Here is a 19,043-nt window from a genome sequence, read left to right on the forward strand (position 1 = left end):
GATTATTCTATCTTTTACTTTCATACAGATTATACAATATAAGTAAATTATTGTAAACCATTTTTTGATTTTTATTGGCTTAACTTTTCTAAACATAAAAAAACTATATCTAATAAGAAGGATTACTACTATTTATCAAGAAATTAAGACAAAGAGATTCATCTATAAAAAGGAGGGTTTTTAATGGATAAACTAAATTCTATTTTTGGAACTGAAAAACTTATCACAGTAGATATGTTAAAAACAGCTGGTAGTGTAATCCTACAGTTAATTGGAATCTTCATCATTGCTAAATTATTATTCAACTTTATTAATTATTTAATTGATAATTTATTTGATGAAAAAGATGAATATGACAGTCAAACTATTCAACGCAATAAAACATTAAAGACTATTTTAAGGAGTGCCCTCAAATATTTATTTTATTTCATTGTCATCACTATGGCACTACAAGTATTAGGCATTCCAATCTCCTCAATTCTAGCTGGTGCAGGAGTATTTGGGCTGGCAATAGGTTTTGGAGCACAAAAATTGGTTGAAGATGTAATTACTGGTTTCTTTATCTTATTTGAGAATCAATTTGGAGTTAATGATTATATTGATGTTGCTGGAGTAGAAGGTTTTGTACAGAATGTAGGATTAAGAACTACTACTTTACAAAACTTAGATGGGGATGTACATATTATTCCTAATAGTAATATTCAACAAGTAACGAATTTAACAGCAGACTTTAAACGAGTTAAAGTCGATGCTGCTATTGAATATGAACAAGATATTGGACAAGCAATTGATGTGTTAGAAGATATCTCTGATGAATTAAAAGAAACATATCCAGAAGTAATCAATGAAGGGCCAAAAGTCTTGGGCGTGCAGGATTTAGCTGCATCTAGTGTTAATATCCGTGTCATTGCAATGGTTGAAGCACCAAAAATGTGGCAGATGGAACGAGTTATGAAACAAAAGATTAAAGAAAGATTTGATGAAGAAGGAATTGGCATTCCATACGATCACTTAACTATTGTTAATAAGGAATAAACTTTGAACCAGGAGCTAAAAACAAATAAATACGCCAACATGAAAAGCCCTTGCCGCAAGCGGCAAGGGCTTCTAGCTTCTAGCTTTTAGCTTCTAGCTTCTAGCTTCTAACTTCTAGCTTCTAACTTATTACTGTGGTTGACTCGGTTGAGAAATTGTTGATAAAGCTTCGCCTGCTTCCATATCTGTTTGAGAAGCAACTGCTAAATCACCTAAAGAAACAATTCCTACTAAATTATTATTTTCTACAATCGGTAAACGTCTAATCTGTCTTTCCCCCATTATCTGTGCTGCTTCTTCTACACTCATCTCAGGAGACCCATAAATTAAATCCTGCGACATCACCTGATTGACTGGTGTATTAAAATCTTTATTTTCAGCAACATTACGGATTGCAATATCGCGGTCTGTAATCATCCCTATCGGCTGTTGTCCTTTACAGACTGGTACAACACCTACATTTAAATCGCGCATTACTCTAGCAGCATCAACTACAGTAGAATTAGAATCAACTGTAGTCACTTGGTCTGTCATTAAGTTTCTAATTTGCATGATTATATCATCCCCCTCTAAAGTTAAAATGCGCAATTATTAGAATTTTAATCATTAAAATCAATGTTAGTTTTTACCTCCAGACTAAATAACATCCAGATAAAATTAAAGCACCGCCTAGCACAGTCATCATAGATGGAATTTCGCCTAGAAATAAAGCCGCTAAAATAATAGCACTAATCGGGTCAATATAACTTAAAACTCCTACATCCTGCACTTTACTTAAACTAAGCCCTTTCACATATAAAACTAATGCAACTGCAGTATGTATAATTCCCAGTACAGATAGTAAAAACCAACTTTTAAGACTACTTGGCTGCGAATAATTATAAATTAAAGGTAGTAAAATTAAAATTGCTACTCCTGTTTGACCTAAAGTTAAGACCCGCGCTGAAACATCTTTGAAAAATTTATTCAAAACCATAAATAAAGCATAAAATAAAGCTGCTAATAGACCATAAGCAATACCTTTAAAACCACTAAAAGATAACTGACTAATATCAGAAATTATTATGATCCCCGTAAAACTCAAAGCTAAAGCTAATAAATTATCTTTAGTTAAATTTTCATCTAAAAATAGAACCGATAGAATAGTAGCTAAAATTGGCGCAGTATAATAAGCTAAAGTAGCATTAGCAATTGTCGTAGTTTTTACTGCTTTAAAAAAGAAAACCCAATTAACTGTTAGAGCTCCACCAGTAGCCAAAAGCAGTATCGTATGCTCTAACAACTTAATCAAACTTAATTCTTGACTGCGGCTAACTAAAAGAAATAAAAATATAAAAGCAAATAAAACTCGATAAAAAACTATTAACTGTGATGATAAATCAATAAAACGAACTATTAACCCAATACTCCCCCACGTTACCATTGCTAATATAATATATAAGTAACCTAATTTATTCTTTTCCATTTCACTCCCCCCTAAAAAGATATTAGTTATGAGTGACGAGTAAATAGTAATCAGTTAAATTCAAAATCAAAAACACTAATTCAAAATCAAACAACATAAAATCAAAACCTAGACTTGGCGGTGCCAAGTCTCTACATACAATATCTAAAATCTAATGTTATATTTATTGTTATCATTTTAACACTGTTTCACTGGATTTGCGTGATATAAACAATCAACGGAATTGTTAACACTGACAATAATGTAGTCAAAAACACTGCTTCTGAGGCTAATGCCTCATCTCCGCCAAATTCTTGGGCAAAAATAGCCGTATTTGCAGCAGCAGGCATCCCGGTTAAAACTATTACCACACCCAATAAGGTAGCTGATAAATTAAAGGCTGGGATTAAGATACTTAATCCCTCTAAAATACCTAATACTATTAACGGCAGCAAAATCAATCTTATAGCCGTGACCAGCCATAACTTTAAATTAGAGAAAATATCTTTAATAGTCACTTGGGCCAAGACATTACCAACCACAATCATCGCTAGAGGAGTTGTAGTCTCTCCAAGCATCTCAAAAGTATGACTAATTGCTGATGGCAACTCTATAGAAAAAAGAAAGATCAAAAATCCAATTCCAATCGAAATAATACCAGGGTTAATCAATTGACTTAAATCCAATGTAGCCTTTTGGCCCTCATCTTGTCTACTATTACACATAATCAGCACTCCTAAAGTCCACAGCACAATATGAAATACCAGATTATAAATTGCTGCTAAAAAGACCCCCTGCTGACCAAAAATCACTTCGACTACAGGATAGCCCATAAACCCTACATTAGCAAAAATCAAAATGAAACGATAAATTGCTTGTTCACTACTATTATCAGTCAAGAGAGAACTAATCCCCCACGAGAGGGCAATCATAATTCCAAAAACACCTACAGCAATAACTAAGACAATCCCTAATTGATTTAATCGTTCTAAACTAAAATCATAATCCATAGAATTAATAATTAGAGCAGGTAACGTCACATATATAATTAAATTAGTCAAATTATCATTCAAATGACGATCTACAATCTGCAATCTTCGAATAGTAAATCCAATCATTAATAAGAAAAATAAAATTAATGTCTGATTAAAAATTGTAGCACTTTCCCTAAAAACCACAATAATTTGCTTAAATAAAGCTAAAATACTAATTTTAATCACCCTTTCAACACTAATTATGTTGTATTTTCTAATTATATATTATAAACTATGTTATATCTCATTGTAAAAATATTAATTCTAAAACAAGGAATTAATTTAGTTATCCAGAATGTGATAAACATATAGAAGGAGGTTTGATTATGGAGCAACTTGTTAGCATTAATCAATTAGCTGATTCCTTTACCTTACATCCTAAAAAAGTTAAACTATATATCAATCAATTAAAAGATAATACAGACTTAATCCCTAAACAGCAAGATAATAAAGTTTTACTATCCGAACAGGCTGAAGAATATTTTAATGAAGTAAAAGATTATGAAAATAATCATCCTAATCTATTAAACTATGCTTTATGTAAAGAAATTAATAGTTTACCCAATCAACTGGATAAAAGTTTCATTTTACAACTAACTAAAAGAACAAAATTAAAACAACAAAAAGAACATCGACAGTTTGAAGAACTACCTAAATTGATAAAACTAGAAAAAAAATCATTAGCTAAAAAAATAATAAGCTGGCTGGAAAACAAAGTAGTTATATCTGATTTAAATAAGGTCATTGTTGACAGATTCAGTAGCGATGAAAGTGATTCGGAAAAAAATCCCGACCTTAGAATAACCTTATATGAAGGTAATCATCCCCAGGATATTAATTTAATTATTAAGGAACAACTAAATTATTTAAAGAAAATTTATTACCATGAGTTAAGTGCTAAACTTGATACTGAAACTGAGCTTAATTCTTTAGACTCATTGCAAGAAGCATTAAGTGATTTGAATGATGAGCAATTAGTTAAAAGAATCTTCAAAACTTTAGTCGGCTATAAAAACTATTATAAAATTACTACTAATCCAGAAATGATTATTATTGATTTTAGTCATATTAAATTACCTGATAAATTTGAAGTTCACCGTCGAGAAGATTGTTTATTATTAGAATTTAATAATGACTGTCAAATTACTATTCACCCTAATCATAAACCAGAAAGATTAATTACCAAACTGAAAAAAGAACCAGAGGCTATGGAACTATTCGCATGGTAATTCAGCTATGAGCTGTGTAATTTAAACTAAATCAAAACTATAAGCAACCACAAAGTTAAATTCAAAACAAAAAACATATAGTAAAAGAAAAGTTCCTCGCTAGCGAGGAACTTTTCTTTTCTCTGTTTTTCTCTTCACTCATTACTTCTTTACTTATCACTGCTTTTGTTTTCACTGTTTCACTGTTTTTCTCTTCACTCTTTACTCTTAACTGTTCTACTTGTACATTTCAAAATATTCTTCAGTAGAAGGTAAGCGACCTAAAATAGCAGCCATCGCAGCTACATGGGCACTACCAAGATAAGTCTGAGAATCAGCCGGGCCAATTCGAGATTGATAATTTCTAGTGGTAGTAGTTAGTGCTACAGAACCAGGGCCAATTCTCCGCTTGTTACCCATACATAGACCACAGCCAGGCATAATTACTGTTGCCCCTGCCTCAGTCAACTTAGCTAAGCTACCATCTTCAGCTAGCTCATTATAGATATCTAAAGAAGCTGGAGAGACGACAAAGTTTACGGCTGGGTCTGCCTCTCGACCCTCAACAATTTCTGCTGCTTCTTTAATACTCTTATAATTACCTCCTACACAACTACCAATAAATACTTCATCTAATTCTACTCCTGCTACTTCCGAAATAGGAGCTACATTATCAGGATGATGCGGCTTTGCTACTAATGGTTCTCCCACTTCCTCTAATGGAATTTCAATTGTAGCAGCATATTCAGCATCTTCATCAGCCCGCGGTAAAACTGGATCTTCTAGAAATTCTTCAAGAGCTGCAATAGTCTTCTTAACTGACGGACAAGTATCAGCATCAGGACGAGATTTTAGATACTCTAAGTTATCCTCTAAGCTATCTAAAGTCTTTTCATCCGCCGGCACAATTCCTGCTGAAGCACTTCTTTCAGCTACAGCATTAGTTAAGATATAACGCTGCTCTTGACTTAAGAACTCTACACCTTCCATCTCAATAATCCGGCCATTATAAACATCTTTGCCAACTGTCTCCTCAGCATAAGTAACTAAAGTAGATACTAAATCACGAGCCGTAATTCCTTCTTGTGGTTCTCCTTTAAAGACTACTCGTACAGATTCATCCATAGTTAAATCCTGCTTGCCATACTTCATCACACCAGCAATAATATCTGATGCAGCAGGGAAAGAAATTCCAGTCGGTGTTCTAGTATGAGAGTCACCACCTACAATTACATCAGTTGGTAGTACAAAACGATTACCAATGGTATGAATAATTCCTTCACCAGGCTTTAATCCTACTCCACCTCGTTCACGCACAAAACCAGTTAAAAACTCGTGCATATCTCGCTCTTCACTAGATGGACATTCACCAGTATGACATAAAGACTGAATTACAAACTCAGCACCAAAGTCACCACCAGCCATAGCTTGATATTCATCTAAAGTCATGGGCCCAGTTGTATCCTGAGAAAAAGCACCACGTACTTCAACAGTAGCAGTTTCCCCTGGTAAAATAGTCTCTTTACTATCAATCCGGTTCTTACCTACAATCTTTTGGGCCAAAGTCTGCGGCGGCTTCTCATCAGCCGGTTCAACTTTATCCGGTAGATTACTTTCATCAAAATCTAGCCCTTGTTCACGACAGTAATCCGCAGCCCACTGCTGTAGTTCATTTCCAGCATCAAAATAAGTCATTCCCCCAGCAGCAATCTTATCTAAATTATACTGCACTGGTAATTCAACATCTATCTCTTCAGAACCATTAACAATTAATTTTTCAGCTGCTATATCTAATTCAAGCTCATCTCCCTCACTAATGCTATCAGTATCACACTTAACTGGTAGTATTCCAGAAGCAACTAGTGAGTTTTCAAAAATAGGCGCAAAACTCTTAGCTACTACTACACCACCTGCTTTTTTCTCAGGTTCCCCTTCAACTGGGTCTCCTAAAACCTGCAGCATAGTATATGTAGCAGACTTACGAGACGAACCTTCACCTAAAGCCTTACCTGCTACAAAAATTACATTCTCAGCATCCTCTTTTAAGTCCTCTAAACGCTCCAAGAAATCCTCCTCGTCAGCACGGCCATCCATAATAAACTGCGCATGTAACGGATGGTCAGTTCGACTGTCAGCATTCTTAGAAGGACTTAAGTGACCAGTAGTCAGATTATCTCCAACCTTAATCGTAACACCTTGATATTTATCCTCTAAGTTCCACTGGGCCGCAAACTCACGATTAGCCCAACTTTTAATTACTTCATTAACCAATTCATTATCTGCAGCTAATTCTGTTAATCTATCAAATTCATCAGGATTAACTAAAACCGTATCCTTTAAAATCTCAACTACCTGTTCAACAAACTTATCCTCTGCTACTAATTGAATTAACTCACTTGTAGCAGCGCCACCCTTCATATCATCTAGCAATTCAAGCGCTTCTTGCTCAGATAAATAATCAGACTCTACTTCTCCTCGAGCAATCTTTCCTAATCCCTCTGCTTTAGCATAAGAAGAAGGGAAAGTTCCCCGTCTTACTTCTTCCGAAATCAATCTAATTAATAACTCATCCAATTCTTCAGTCTCAAAAATAGTAAACTCTTCTTCATCCAATCCATCCAATGCCAAACCTTCAACAACAGCTTCAGCTTCCTCATCCGTCAACGGCCGCGGCGGCAAATCATGATTCTTCTCCCGCTGCAAAGCCTTATCTTTATAATCCTCTAACACGTCTAATAATTCTTTTTTCTCCATACTGAAATCCTCCCTTGAATTATTTCGTTTTAATTATACAATACTATGTGGGATAATACAAGCAGTCAAGCAACTACAAAAGAGAAATAGATAACAATTGCAGTCTAACTCTGGTACAAATGAGCACTATCGGCTGCACGGAGAGTTTCATGTCCTTTATGAAACTCGTAGGGGTCACCAAGTGCGAAGCTAAACCTATACAGAATTCATCCTACCAAGTAGGCAATCAAGCAAAAAACAATGCATACTAATTGCGGCATCACAGCAATTTGCAAAATGCATATTATTTTGATTGCGCACAGTAATTAGCAACAAAGCTAAGAGCTCAGCTCTACACGAAGAGTTTTGCAGCGCAAAACTCGTAGGCACTTAATCTGCTCTAAGCAGATTACCTAGGGCTAGTCATCATCTACCACTTCACCCAAGCAAAAAACAAAAAAAGACTCATTAAATAATAGGAATTCTCCCTACTATTTAATGAGTCCTCTTCAAAAATGCCAACTGCCCATTTTTATTATTTTTATACCAGCTGAGCATTTGAATTTAATAAGTTACATTGACATCTTTAAACTCACTAAGCTTCTTGTCTTCAAAATATTTCTCATTCAAAAACACCAGATTAGATTGATCACTGTTCATCATTTCACGATAGACCTGATCGCTAATTTCTAATACCTGAGTATCACCTTCATGAAAAGTAACTTTTACTTTCTTCATGACTCCTCCCCCCTTTTTTATAATTTTATTTTCTTATTTTATATCTTCTACTTTTATATGACAATTCCTCTAATTAATTTTAATTTTTTTAACAATAAAAAAGTCTTCCGGATACCGGAAGACTTTTCCTTTATTCAAATTGATCTTCTACTTCAGCAATTTTAGCCCGTTCAGTAGTGGATAACAATTTATTTAAATCTAATAAAATAACTAAACGCTCTTCTAAGCGAGCAATACCATCTAAATACTCATCTTTAATTCCTGCCACACCACCACTTGGTTCAGTAATTTTTTCAGCATCAATCTTAATCACCTCTGAAGCATCATCAACAATAAAGCCTACCTTCGCATTTTCCAAATCGACCACCATAATTCGTGTTTCTTCTAGAGGGCTTACTTCAAAATCTAATCTTTTTCTTAAATCTACGATAATAATAACTTCGCCTCTTAAATTAATCATACCCTCAATAAAATCTTCCGTACCAGGCAAATTAGTAATCTCTTCGGGTGGAATTATCTCATCTACTTCCGTAATTCCAATTCCAAATTCCTGGTCTTTTAGTTTAAAGCCAATAAATTGGTCTAAATTATTTGCCATTTTTCCTATCCCCCCTTGCTATCATATATTTTACCATTTTATTGCTCAATTATAAACCATTATTCGCAGGAATTTAAATTGCGTAGTAAAAGGTTAATTTTTCATTCGTTCTTCAGCTTTTTTAATCATCTTTTCTTTATCATTACCAGCCTTCTGCTGTCCATCCTCTAATAAATGAGGAGTAATATAAATCACTAATTCTCGCTGATCCACATTACTATTTTTAGATCTAAATAAAGCCCCTAAAACTGGTATATCCCCCAACAGCGGCACTTTAGAAGTTGATTCTGAACCTACATCTTGGATTAAGCCCCCAATTACAATTGTCTGCCCATCCTGCACTCTGACATTAGTACTCACTTTTCTTTCACTAATCTCTGGTGGTCCTTCAGCAGCTGCACCACTAATATTACTCACCGAAGGCTCTAATTTCATATTAATTCCCCCAGCATTACCAACCCAAGGCGTCACACTCAAATTAACTCCCGCATTAATACTTTGGTACTCTGTCACTTCTGTATTATCATCTTCATCATATTCCTTAACCTCATAATACTGCACCATTCCTACATTAATACTTGCCTCTTGACCATTTAAAGTAGTAATATTAGGGTTAGCCTTCACAGTAGCTTGGCCCTGACTAACTAAAGACTGTAGCTTAACATGAAAATCAGATGGTAACTCTAAAACGGACTTATAAGTCAATTTCCCTAATCCAGTATCAAATAAAGTAGTCTGCTCATCATTATCATAGTTCATACCTAATTTATAAACTGGATTCTGATTTTGATTTTGAGAAATTTCTACTATCAAAGCTTCAACCACAATTTGTGGAGCCTTATGATCCATTTTATCAATACAACCCTGCAATGCTTTTAATCCCTGTTTAGTCCCAGTAGCTAAAATAGCATTCTGTTTTTCTAAGACCTTTACTTCTACTTGCCGGACCGATCTCGGCAATCTTTTCGGTACTTCAGTTACCTTAATATGGTCAAGTGGAATTAATTTTGTTTGATTAAATAAATAAGAAGAAGGATTGCTAATATTTTTATCACCAATATAATAAGTACCATCTTTTTTCATATAAGCCAAACGAGTTCCTGATAAAATAATCTCCAGTGCTTTATCTAAGGGAGCCTCCTTTAGTTTTAAATCAATCTTTTCTCGCGAACGTCCAAACAACACCATATCTTGATTATTTAAATTGAAAATCTGTCTGATAATATCTATTACTTTAGCATTTGCTACATCTACACTCACTTGACCATTAATTACTGAAACTGACAAATTACTATTTGGCTGACTACTATCTGCTTTAGTCACCCGATAAATATTATTACTTTTACTAACCGAAAACCCATTAATCTGTAATAAACTAGTTAACCCTGTTTCTAACGGTACATCTTTAAAATTGATAGAAATTATCCCCGTCACTGATTGATCCATAATGATATTAAAAGGCGCCCGGCTTGAGATTTCTTTTAAAACCTTGCGAATATCCCCCCGCAAAATATGAAGCGTTAATTGACTATCTCTAATCTCTACTTCAATGTTTTCTTGTTCTTGCTTACTAATTAAATAAATTTTATCACTTACTTTAGTAAATTTATAATCATAGGCCATCTTTAACCCCTGCAGTACTTCATCTAACTTAACCTGCTCTAAATTAAGAGTTACCTTCCCCTGCACAGTTTTATCAGGGATCATATTTACCCCTAACTGTTCCGTAATCATTGCTAAAACATTAGTGATATCAGTCTGCCTAACTTTTAAAGTTACTAATTCATCGTTTTGAGCTAAACCCTGGGCACTAATCATACAACTTATAGTTAATAACAACAAAACGAAAATTAATGTTTTTTTTCTCACCACAACCGCTCCCTTTGCAAACTTAAAATATTCCATAAATACACATCTTCTCCAAAATTCAGCTGATTTTATAGCTTAGACTTGACACTGCCAAGTCACTACATCCTCTTTACTCTTCTCTCTTTACTCTTTACTTTTTTCTCTTCCTCCGAGCCTTAAAGTTCAAAGGCTCTCCGTACAGCCCTATTCGCTCTACTTTTCGCATTATTAACAGTCTACGAGTTTTAAACATACAAAACTCTCCGTGTAGCACACAGCGCTTAAATTTAATGCTCATCACTCTACACAATAAATATACAATACATTTTGCAAATTGCTGTGTTTCCGCAATCTATATACAGCAATTATTGCTCAACTCACTACCAGTCACTCTTCACTCTTCCCTAATTACTATCCTTTATCCCTTTAACCATTAAATTAATTTCTAATTGCGAACTACGCTCTACTTTTCTTAACTGCAGTTTTTCAATTATAAATAACTTTTTAACCTCATTTAATCCCTTTAAAAAATCTGTTAGTTGGATAAAACTCCCCGTCAGAGTAAAATCATAATACAGTAACTTATAATCAACATCTTCTTTGTTTTCAAATCGCAATCCTTTATTCTTAACCTTTAAGCCACTCTTTTCTAGACTCGTAGTTAAAATATTTAACCCCTGCAATTGAGCAGCATTTAAATCATTACTAAAAATTAATGAATTCAGCTCTTGCACCTCACCTTTAGCCTGCTGCAACGCCTTTTTATATCTAGTACTTTCTTGCAGCAGTCTTTTTTTATTGGCCCACTGACGTTTTTTAGTCACTAATTCCTCTTTTGAATCATGGTAACTATTCAGTACCGGTTTAATGCCCCATTTAAAGAGAGAACCGCCCCCAATAATCACTACTGCTAAAATCAATAATTTAAGCTCGCGCTCATTCAATTTTTTCACTTAAATCACCTTCAATTTTGAATCTTTCTCTTCCTGCTAAGGTTTCAATAGTCCCTGTGAAATCTAGATTCTTAAAATAAGACGATTGTTCTAACTTATTCATTACTGCTCCCGCCCTAGGAGCAGTTCCAGCCAATAAAACCAGTCTTGTTTCAGAAAAATTAAGCTGTTCAACTTTTACCTGGGGCCCTAGAATATTATTTAGTTCAATCAACCACGGTAAATAATTATTCTGCCACGTAATTTCTTCTTTTAGTTGAGTTGTCCTATCTCGCGCTACCATAACTTCTTCCTCAAATTTATGCAGTTTTTCGACCACCGGCTGTACTTGATTTAACTTAGTTTTTAAATCTTCTAGCTGCGCCTGTTTTAAATTCCACTGCAAGATGAAATTAATTAACACTAATAATATAATCCCACTAGCAACCCAGCCAATCTGTTGCCATTCACTCTGTCTAATTTGAGTTGATAAATCAATAAAATCTTGCCCTGCTATTCCTTCAGCCGCCTGCTTTACTTTTAGCCAAAACTCTTTTCCGCTAGTTGTAGTCTCTTGTACATCAACAACTTGCTGCTCTAATTCTTCTAATAGATAATTTTTGGTCTCTTGAATATCTTTAGTCTGACTACTTCTTAAATAAATTTGCTGGGAACTTAGAAAAGTATAATTAAAATAGTTTAAACAACTATCAACATACAAAATATTATTAGTCCCCGCCGCTGTTTGGCTATAGAGTAAATAAAAGACCAAGGGCACGGGAACAATAGATTTCACCTTAAATCCAGATTGCTTACACAAGTCATGAAGATCATCTAAATAATTTTTGAGCACAGCAAAAGCCACTACTTTAATTCTCTCTTCTGTCTTTTGGGCTATATAGTAACTACTATAAACTTCCTCGGGAGGACAAGGTAATTGTTCTAAAAATTGAATTTGAATGATTTCTGTTAATCTATTCTCTGCTTCTAGAGGAAAATCTAAAGTCCGCAAGAAGAGATTAACTGTAGGAATTAATAAGCTAATCCACTTCGGAGTAACATCAAGGTGCTGTAAATAAAAATTTAAATTATCTGTAATATATTCAAAACTTCGTTCATAAATCACTTCTGAAGCCTTAGTTTGAACTAATTTAACCTGCTCGACTCCAAACTCTAAATAAGTTCTTTTCTGCCCTAAAATTTTAGCTACTAGTCCCATTTTTTCAGCCTCCATAATCCTGACCGCTGAAGTTTTCAATTAACAACGGAGGTAAATCTACAGTAGTTAATTTAATTTTTAATCTGATAGCTTGAGGTAAATATCTCTTTAACTGCTTACTCAGTGCTTCTGATTCATTTTTTTCTCTTACTTCCTGCTGCGACCAATAAGATTTAAAGTACTCTGTTTCTAGGTCATAAAATTGAAATTCTAAATCTTTAATTGTAGCCTCACTAAAAAATTCTATGCGTTCTTTCTCCTTACTCCCTAAATAAGTGACCTCTTTAATTAATTGCTGCTGGTAGCTATCAAAAGAGTAAGTTATCTCCTTCATCTCACCAGTGGTGCTTAATTGATAAAATTTGATCTGGTGGTCACTGCCTTGAAACAAATTCCTAGTAGTTAAAGGCGAAGATAGTAGATTATGCAAGTCACGCGTTAACTCGGCCTCTAAAACTCTAAAGTTCTGTTCCCAGTGATTATAAACTCCTATCGACCGCCATAAATCAAAACTCTGCTGCAATAAAGCAAATAAAGAAACTAATATAATAGCTGTAATTGTTACTGCTGCCAAAATCTCTACTAAAGTAAATCCCGCTTCATTCATTTTAATCGACTCCTATTAGTTGGCCCAGACAAGCCGCTGAATTGAGTAAATATTGCGCTTTTGCGGCGATTGAATAGTTAATTTCAGTCTGCTTAAATTCTCACTATCTAAATATTCCGTTTCAATATACCACTGATAACTTCGCCCTTGATAATCAACATAACCACTATAAGACAGCTCAATCCCATTAATCACTGCCCTTAACTTAGTTGCTGCAAAAGTAGATAAATAACTATATTCAGCCCCCTTAAACAAAGTATCATTAACTTCAGTAAAACCTGAGACCAAAATAGAAATACTAATTCCTACAATCGTTGCAGCAATTAAGACTTCAACTAAGGTAAAACCTTTTTCTAGCTTCATTTTACTTCCTCCACTGTAGTTTGGCCCGTAATTTTATCAACTTCTATTTTTATCTTATTCCCATTATTAGTAATTAATAACAGCTGAACCCCTGAACTACTACCATTAGGATAAAAAGAAAGAGGATTACTTCCCTTTTCTAATTTAATCTGTTGCATGCCGCGCCCAAAAACAGTTTTCTCTCCAGCTGAATTACGATAAATCAAGCGATTATTTTCAATTCTTACTTTTTCTATCTGGGCAGCAGTGACTGCCTTTCTCTGTAGTTTATTAAAGAGATTAACCATCTGTCTTCGCGCCGCCTTTTGGTCCACACTTTCTAATAACTGATTGAAGTTAGGTAGAGTAATACTTATTATTAAGCCCATAATTACTAAAGCTAAGAGCACCTCAATTAGCGTTAATCCTTTAGTACTACCAATTCGTAACATCAGCCCCTTTGCCTTCACCTCCAGCAACATTATCTGCCCCTCGACTCCAGAGGTCATATTTATGTGCATTATGCTCACCAGGACACTGATACTGATACTCATTGCCCCACGGATCTTTTGGAATCTCCTTCTTTTCTAAATAAGGACCATTCCAATGAGGTGCTGCCGGTGCTCCACTCGGTTCTTCAATTAAAGCCTTTAACCCTTGTTCTGTCGACGGATAATTTCTATTATCTAATCTATAATTATCAAGTGCAGTTTTAAAAACATCTATTTGATTACGAGCGCTAGTTCGCTCTGCTTGTGAAACCTTGTTAAATAATTCTGGGCCCACCGTCGAAGCCAAAAATCCCAAAATTACTACCACAATTAAAATTTCTATTAAAGTAAATCCCGCTTCTTCTTTGCTCCACTCCATCATCACAAATCCCCCTATAGCGAAATAGTATTAATATTCAATATCGGCAGCAGCATCGCTACTACTATTAAGCCAATAACAATTCCCATTACTAAAATAATTACCGGCTCAAAAATTTTCATTATTTTCTCCAAACTACCCCGATAACTCTCTTCAAAATTATCCGCTAACTGCAGCAACATAGCCGGCAATTTACCAGTGCGCTCACCAATGCCTGTCATATGAATCATTAGCGGGGAAAAAACTTTGCTCTCTTCTAAGGCTTCAGCTAAATTACTGCCCTTTTTTACCCGCTGCGATGACTCTGCTAAAGCCTTCTTTAAGACTGCATTATTAGTTACATGCTGACTAAACTGCAGAGCTTTTAATAATGGTACCCCACTCTCTAACATTGTTCCTAAATTACGAGCAATCTTAGTTACATTAACTAAAGACAATAAATTCCCTAAGAGAGGTATCTGCAGCAGCCAAGCATCAATTTTTTCTTTAGCTCGCTTCTGTTGATAATAAAAATAAATTAAAGCAACTAGCAATAATAATCCTAATCCGATTAGCAATCCAAATCTAGTCATAAATTGACTTGTCTGCAACAAAAGCTCAGTTAAATAAGGTAAACTGCTATCATAATTCTCATAAATAGAAACGAATTTGGGTAATACATAAGTAATCATTACAATCACAGCTAAAATAGTAACTATAATTAAAACAATAGGATAAATTAAACTAGTAATCATAAACGACTTTAACTGTTTATTATTCTCTAAATCTTGACTTAAACGCTGACAACTCAAATCTAAAAAGCCACCTTCTTCTCCCGCTTTAATCATCCCAATATAAGCTTTAGAAAAATATTCAGGATGTTCTTCTAAGGCTTCAGCAAAGTTCTGCCCGCCTTTAATAGAGTTATAAATTTCTTTGACCACTCCACTAAATTCACTAGCAGCAGTTAATTGGGCAATGATTTCTAAGGCTTCACCTAATTGAATTCCTGCTGCTAATAAATTAGACAACTGCTTAGTAAAAGATAATACATGGTCTTGTTGTTGCAAGAGATTGAACTTTTTAAGAGCAACTTCTTCTTTTTCTGGCTTTGTTCCTGCTACCTTTAACTCAAAAACATATAACTGTTGGCTTTGTAGCTTTCTTTTAGCCTCGGCAGTATCTAAAGCTTCAATTGTTCCCGTTACCTCTTGGCCCTGCTCATCGATGGCCTGATAATCAAACTGAGCCATCTTTACTGACACCTCACTTTCTAGTTACTCTAATAATCTCATCAATAGTCGTCTGACCTGCTTTGAATTTCTGCCAGGCATCAGCAAATAAACTTTCCATTCCTTTAGAACGGGCCAACTTTCGAATCGCCTCTATTCTCTCTGCTCTACTAATAGCTGATGTTATCTCTTCTTCTACAGTTAACAGCTCATAAACCCCTAAACGCCCAGCAAAACCAATGTTATTACAACTCTCGCAACCTACCGCCTGATACACTTGGTCTTGAGGCTGTAGTTCCTGTCCCAAAGACTGTAGACGGCCAGGCTCAGGTTGATAACTCTCTTTACATTCAGCGCATAATCTTCTGACTAATCTCTGCGCTAAAACACCATTTAACGTCGAAGCTAATAAATAATTTTCTACTCCCATATCCAACAATCTATTGACGGCTCCTGCAGCATCATTAGTATGCAGAGTAGCTAAGACTAAGTGTCCAGTTAAAGCAGCCTGAATTGCAATTTCTGCTGTTTCTAAATCTCTAATTTCTCCCACCATAATCACATCTGGATCTTGACGCAAAATAGAGCGCAGTCCTTCGGCAAAAGTAAAGTCAATTTCAGGCTTAACTTGAATTTGATTAACTCCATCTAGTTGATACTCTACAGGGTCTTCAATGGTAATAATCTTTTTATCACTCGATTTCAAATAATTTAAAGTAGCATATAAGGTAGTTGTTTTCCCACTACCTGTAGGTCCTGTCACTAACACAATTCCATTCAGCTGTTCGACTACAGATACATATCTCTCTAACATCTGCTCTGCAAAACCCAAATTATTGAGATTCAACAACACTTCAGCCCGGTCTAACAATCTCAAAACAGCACTCTCCCCCTCCAAAGTAGGAGTAATAGAAACCCGAATATCTAACTCACGCCCTAAGACCTTAATTCTAATTCGACCTTCCTGGGCCAACCTCCGCTGAGCAATATCTAAATCAGCCATAATTTTAATCCGCGTAATAATAGCCGGCAACACATTCTTAGGCGGAGCTTCTGTTTCATATAATAGACCATCAATTCGATATCTAATCCGAATATCATCTTCAAAGGGCTCAATATGAATATCACTGGCGCCTTGCTTTAAAGCATTAGTAATAATCACATTCACTAAGCGAATAATCGGAGCCTCCTGGGCCAAATCTTCTAAATTCTCTACATTGCTCTCTACATCAAAATCAGACAATTGATTGAATTCAAAAGAATTTAAATCCTCCATCATGCCTTCCACTGTATCTACAGGAGCACCTAAATACTCATTTAATAATTCAGCAATAACTTCAGCATCAACCAACTTCACCTTAATCTCTTGCTGACAATAGACCTTTAAATCATCAGTCACTGCCAAAGAAAGAGGCTCGGCACTTAAGAATTTAATCTCTTCCTTAGTCCTTTCTAAAGGCAGTAAATGATGTTCCTTTAAAAACTGACGCGAAAAACTATCTAGCACTGCTGCATCTATTTCATAATCACTCACCGAATTCCAACGCCCCCTTCCACTTTAGGCTGCAAAGGAATAGCTACTTTTCCTTTAGGGCCCGCTAAAATTAATTCTTGGGACTTAATCTCTAACACCTGATACCCCTCTATCTCCTCGCCTACTTTCAGCAAATAACTCTGCCCTGTCTCTTTTACTTCTAAGACTGCTAAATTTTTAGCTTGATTATTAAAGACAGAAGTAGCCCTCAGCACAAAGTTTAAGCTTCCTACTCTAGTCGAAGATGAAGAACTACTGACAGTAGCAAATAAATTATCTCGTTTCAATTCCGGCCACGAACTTCGGCGTTTGACTACAGCTGGACCCTGCTTTGCTGCCTTAACATCATTTAACTCTTCCTTGATTGTCTCCAGGTTAATTTCTATCTCAGGCGTAGTTACTGCTGTAACTACTAATTGATAACTCAAATTTAGAAATTGAAAACAGTTAAAAACTAAGATTAGAATTAATAGATATTTAATTGCAGTTAATAACTTAAGAGACATAACACCACCTACCTCAATCAATTCTGCTAATCCTCCTGCCATTTTATAATCTGCACTTTAAATTTATTCTTATCTTCTCTAATTCTATGAACTACTGCTGCAATCTTTTGCTCTTGCTTACTCTGCTGATTAACTGCAGTAACTTCAATTAAGAAATAACTAGACTGGGTAGTTAGATACTTTTTTAATTCCTTAGTAATCATCCCCACCCCGATTTGATTTAATTTAGATAACTTTTTCACTTCATGAGTTCTGCAGTAAGCTACAATCTTAGCCGCAGTTTTTTTATAATCATGGCTCAACTTGCTGCGCTCAATCCTAGTTAACAGTAATTCTAAGACCTCTTGACTAACAAAATTGATATTAATTCTTTTATCTACCGTCAAATAAGGAGCAATCTTTTCTCGCAATAAAGGGTCAGTAGGAAAAGCTTGTTTTAAAAAATCTTCGACTGTAGCAAATTCTTTAGCTGCACCTTCTTCAGTTGACACTAATTTCTGGGCTGAAGCTGCAATAATCCTTTGATTTAAAGCAGATAAGTCTAATTTTTCTTTTAAAAAAAATAATAACTTCTTCCACGCTGCTGACTGATAGAGATTGGGATTAAAACGACCATAAGTAGTAAATATCTGCTGCGCTTGCTGATAATCTGCTTTTGCTTCAAACTCTGCTTTCAGCTCAACAAAGTCAGAGAGCAGCCCTAATTTCTTCTCCCGTTCTGCTGCTGAAAGGTCATCCTCCCAGACTAATTTAGCAGCTAATTTATTCCATTTAACCTCTGCCCACTCTAAGTTCTGCAGCTGCAGTAAATCATCTTCGGCAGCATAATTAATATTTAATTTGCTACCTACATCACTAATCTGGACCTTAGTCCTCACTTGACGCTGGGGGGGGAGTTCTAAAGTCTTGGCCCACTCTTCATCTCTAGTATCAGCTGTTGTTTTATCACTTTCTAATAAATCAATCCCCCGCATAACTCCATCTACTGCCGCCTCTTTTAACTCCCGCCGCTGCAAATTGTTCCTAAGCAATAAACTATTTAGCTTTGCTTCATCAATCAAATTAACAAAAATAATACTTAAAATAACAATTGACCATAGTACAACTATTAAAGCATAACCATTTGTATTTTTCATATAAACCACAACTCTTTTTCTATTTAAATCAACTTAGTTATATCCAAA

Annotated in this window: 19 protein-coding genes; 2 read left to right on the forward strand and 17 right to left on the reverse strand. The window is 35.1% G+C overall.

Translation table 11 applies throughout. The annotated features are described in order from the left end of the window. The first annotated feature begins 183 nt into the window (after positions 1-183). Positions 184-1,035: a mechanosensitive ion channel family protein gene (locus JOC47_RS11650; protein ID WP_204702253.1), complete on the forward strand. Its 852-nt coding sequence runs from the start codon at positions 184-186 to the stop codon at positions 1,033-1,035. A 129-nt stretch (positions 1,036-1,164) separates the two neighbouring features. Here JOC47_RS11650 and JOC47_RS11655 read toward each other — a convergent pair whose 3' ends face one another. From JOC47_RS11655 to JOC47_RS15925, 3 genes are all read right to left on the reverse strand, one after another. Beyond that, entirely contained in the window at positions 1,165-1,590 is a 426-nt protein-coding gene (locus JOC47_RS11655; protein WP_369127967.1) for a CBS domain-containing protein, read from the reverse strand. A 70-nt stretch (positions 1,591-1,660) separates the two neighbouring features. Next, the gene (locus JOC47_RS11660; RefSeq protein WP_204702255.1) at positions 1,661-2,500 is read right to left on the reverse strand and encodes a DMT family transporter; all 840 of its coding nucleotides are present in this window, start codon (positions 2,498-2,500) and stop codon (positions 1,661-1,663) included. 188 nt (positions 2,501-2,688) lie between these two features. After that, on the reverse strand, positions 2,689-3,699 hold the full coding sequence (locus tag JOC47_RS15925; RefSeq protein WP_338035349.1) for an AEC family transporter: 1,011 nt from the start codon (positions 3,697-3,699) through the stop codon (positions 2,689-2,691). Between the two features lie 140 nt (positions 3,700-3,839). On the opposite strand from JOC47_RS15925, the gene JOC47_RS11670 reads away from it, so the two are divergent. Continuing rightward, positions 3,840-4,742, forward strand: a complete 903-nt coding sequence (locus JOC47_RS11670) for a hypothetical protein (protein ID WP_204702256.1) — start codon at positions 3,840-3,842, stop codon at positions 4,740-4,742. A gap of 216 nt (positions 4,743-4,958) precedes the next feature. Here JOC47_RS11670 and JOC47_RS11675 read toward each other — a convergent pair whose 3' ends face one another. From JOC47_RS11675 to JOC47_RS11740, 14 genes are all read right to left on the reverse strand, one after another. Next, complete coding sequence (locus JOC47_RS11675) at positions 4,959-7,475, reverse strand: bifunctional aconitate hydratase 2/2-methylisocitrate dehydratase (RefSeq protein WP_204702257.1); 2,517 nt, start codon at positions 7,473-7,475, stop codon at positions 4,959-4,961. A gap of 543 nt (positions 7,476-8,018) precedes the next feature. Continuing rightward, positions 8,019-8,192 (reverse strand): hypothetical protein, encoded by a 174-nt coding sequence (locus JOC47_RS11680; protein WP_204702258.1) that lies wholly within the window; start codon positions 8,190-8,192, stop codon positions 8,019-8,021. Between the two features lie 130 nt (positions 8,193-8,322). Continuing rightward, positions 8,323-8,790, reverse strand: a complete 468-nt coding sequence (locus JOC47_RS11685) for a chemotaxis protein CheW (RefSeq protein ID WP_204702259.1) — start codon at positions 8,788-8,790, stop codon at positions 8,323-8,325. A gap of 93 nt (positions 8,791-8,883) precedes the next feature. Then, positions 8,884-10,659, reverse strand: a complete 1,776-nt coding sequence (locus JOC47_RS11690; RefSeq protein ID WP_204702260.1) for a secretin GspD/PilQ domain-containing protein — start codon at positions 10,657-10,659, stop codon at positions 8,884-8,886. A 383-nt stretch (positions 10,660-11,042) separates the two neighbouring features. Further along, positions 11,043-11,591, reverse strand: a complete 549-nt coding sequence (locus JOC47_RS11695; RefSeq protein WP_204702261.1) for a hypothetical protein — start codon at positions 11,589-11,591, stop codon at positions 11,043-11,045. Then, a complete protein-coding gene (locus JOC47_RS11700) occupies positions 11,575-12,789 on the reverse strand; it encodes a hypothetical protein (protein WP_204702262.1) in 1,215 nt (404 codons plus the stop codon). Before JOC47_RS11700 ends, JOC47_RS11695 begins: the two co-directional genes overlap by 17 nt. A 4-nt stretch (positions 12,790-12,793) precedes the next feature. Further along, positions 12,794-13,396 (reverse strand): PulJ/GspJ family protein, encoded by a 603-nt coding sequence (locus tag JOC47_RS11705; RefSeq protein ID WP_204702263.1) that lies wholly within the window; start codon positions 13,394-13,396, stop codon positions 12,794-12,796. Between the two features lie 15 nt (positions 13,397-13,411). Beyond that, complete coding sequence (locus tag JOC47_RS11710; protein ID WP_204702264.1) at positions 13,412-13,759, reverse strand: prepilin-type N-terminal cleavage/methylation domain-containing protein; 348 nt, start codon at positions 13,757-13,759, stop codon at positions 13,412-13,414. Then, entirely contained in the window at positions 13,756-14,220 is a 465-nt protein-coding gene (locus JOC47_RS11715) for a type II secretion system protein (RefSeq protein ID WP_204702265.1), read from the reverse strand. The genes JOC47_RS11710 and JOC47_RS11715 overlap by 4 nt, the downstream gene beginning before the upstream one ends. Then, positions 14,174-14,611: a type II secretion system major pseudopilin GspG gene (gspG, locus tag JOC47_RS11720; RefSeq protein WP_204702266.1), complete on the reverse strand. Its 438-nt coding sequence runs from the start codon at positions 14,609-14,611 to the stop codon at positions 14,174-14,176. The genes JOC47_RS11715 and gspG overlap by 47 nt, the downstream gene beginning before the upstream one ends. 11 nt (positions 14,612-14,622) lie before the next feature. Further along, a complete protein-coding gene (locus JOC47_RS11725) occupies positions 14,623-15,840 on the reverse strand; it encodes a type II secretion system F family protein (RefSeq protein ID WP_204702267.1) in 1,218 nt (405 codons plus the stop codon). A 13-nt stretch (positions 15,841-15,853) separates the two neighbouring features. Then, positions 15,854-17,353: a type II secretion system ATPase GspE gene (gene gspE / locus JOC47_RS11730; RefSeq protein ID WP_204702268.1), complete on the reverse strand. Its 1,500-nt coding sequence runs from the start codon at positions 17,351-17,353 to the stop codon at positions 15,854-15,856. After that, positions 17,350-17,901 carry a hypothetical protein gene (locus tag JOC47_RS11735; RefSeq protein WP_204702269.1) on the reverse strand — a complete coding sequence of 184 codons (552 nt, stop codon included), beginning with the start codon at positions 17,899-17,901 and terminating at the stop codon, positions 17,350-17,352. Before JOC47_RS11735 ends, gspE begins: the two co-directional genes overlap by 4 nt. Beyond that, a complete protein-coding gene (locus JOC47_RS11740; RefSeq protein WP_204702270.1) occupies positions 17,886-18,995 on the reverse strand; it encodes a type II secretion system protein GspK in 1,110 nt (369 codons plus the stop codon). The genes JOC47_RS11735 and JOC47_RS11740 overlap by 16 nt, the downstream gene beginning before the upstream one ends. Positions 18,996-19,043: the final 48 nt, after the last annotated feature.

The organism is Halanaerobacter jeridensis (assembly GCF_016908315.1).
Classification (GTDB): domain Bacteria; phylum Bacillota; class Halanaerobiia; order Halobacteroidales; family Halobacteroidaceae; genus Halanaerobacter; species Halanaerobacter jeridensis.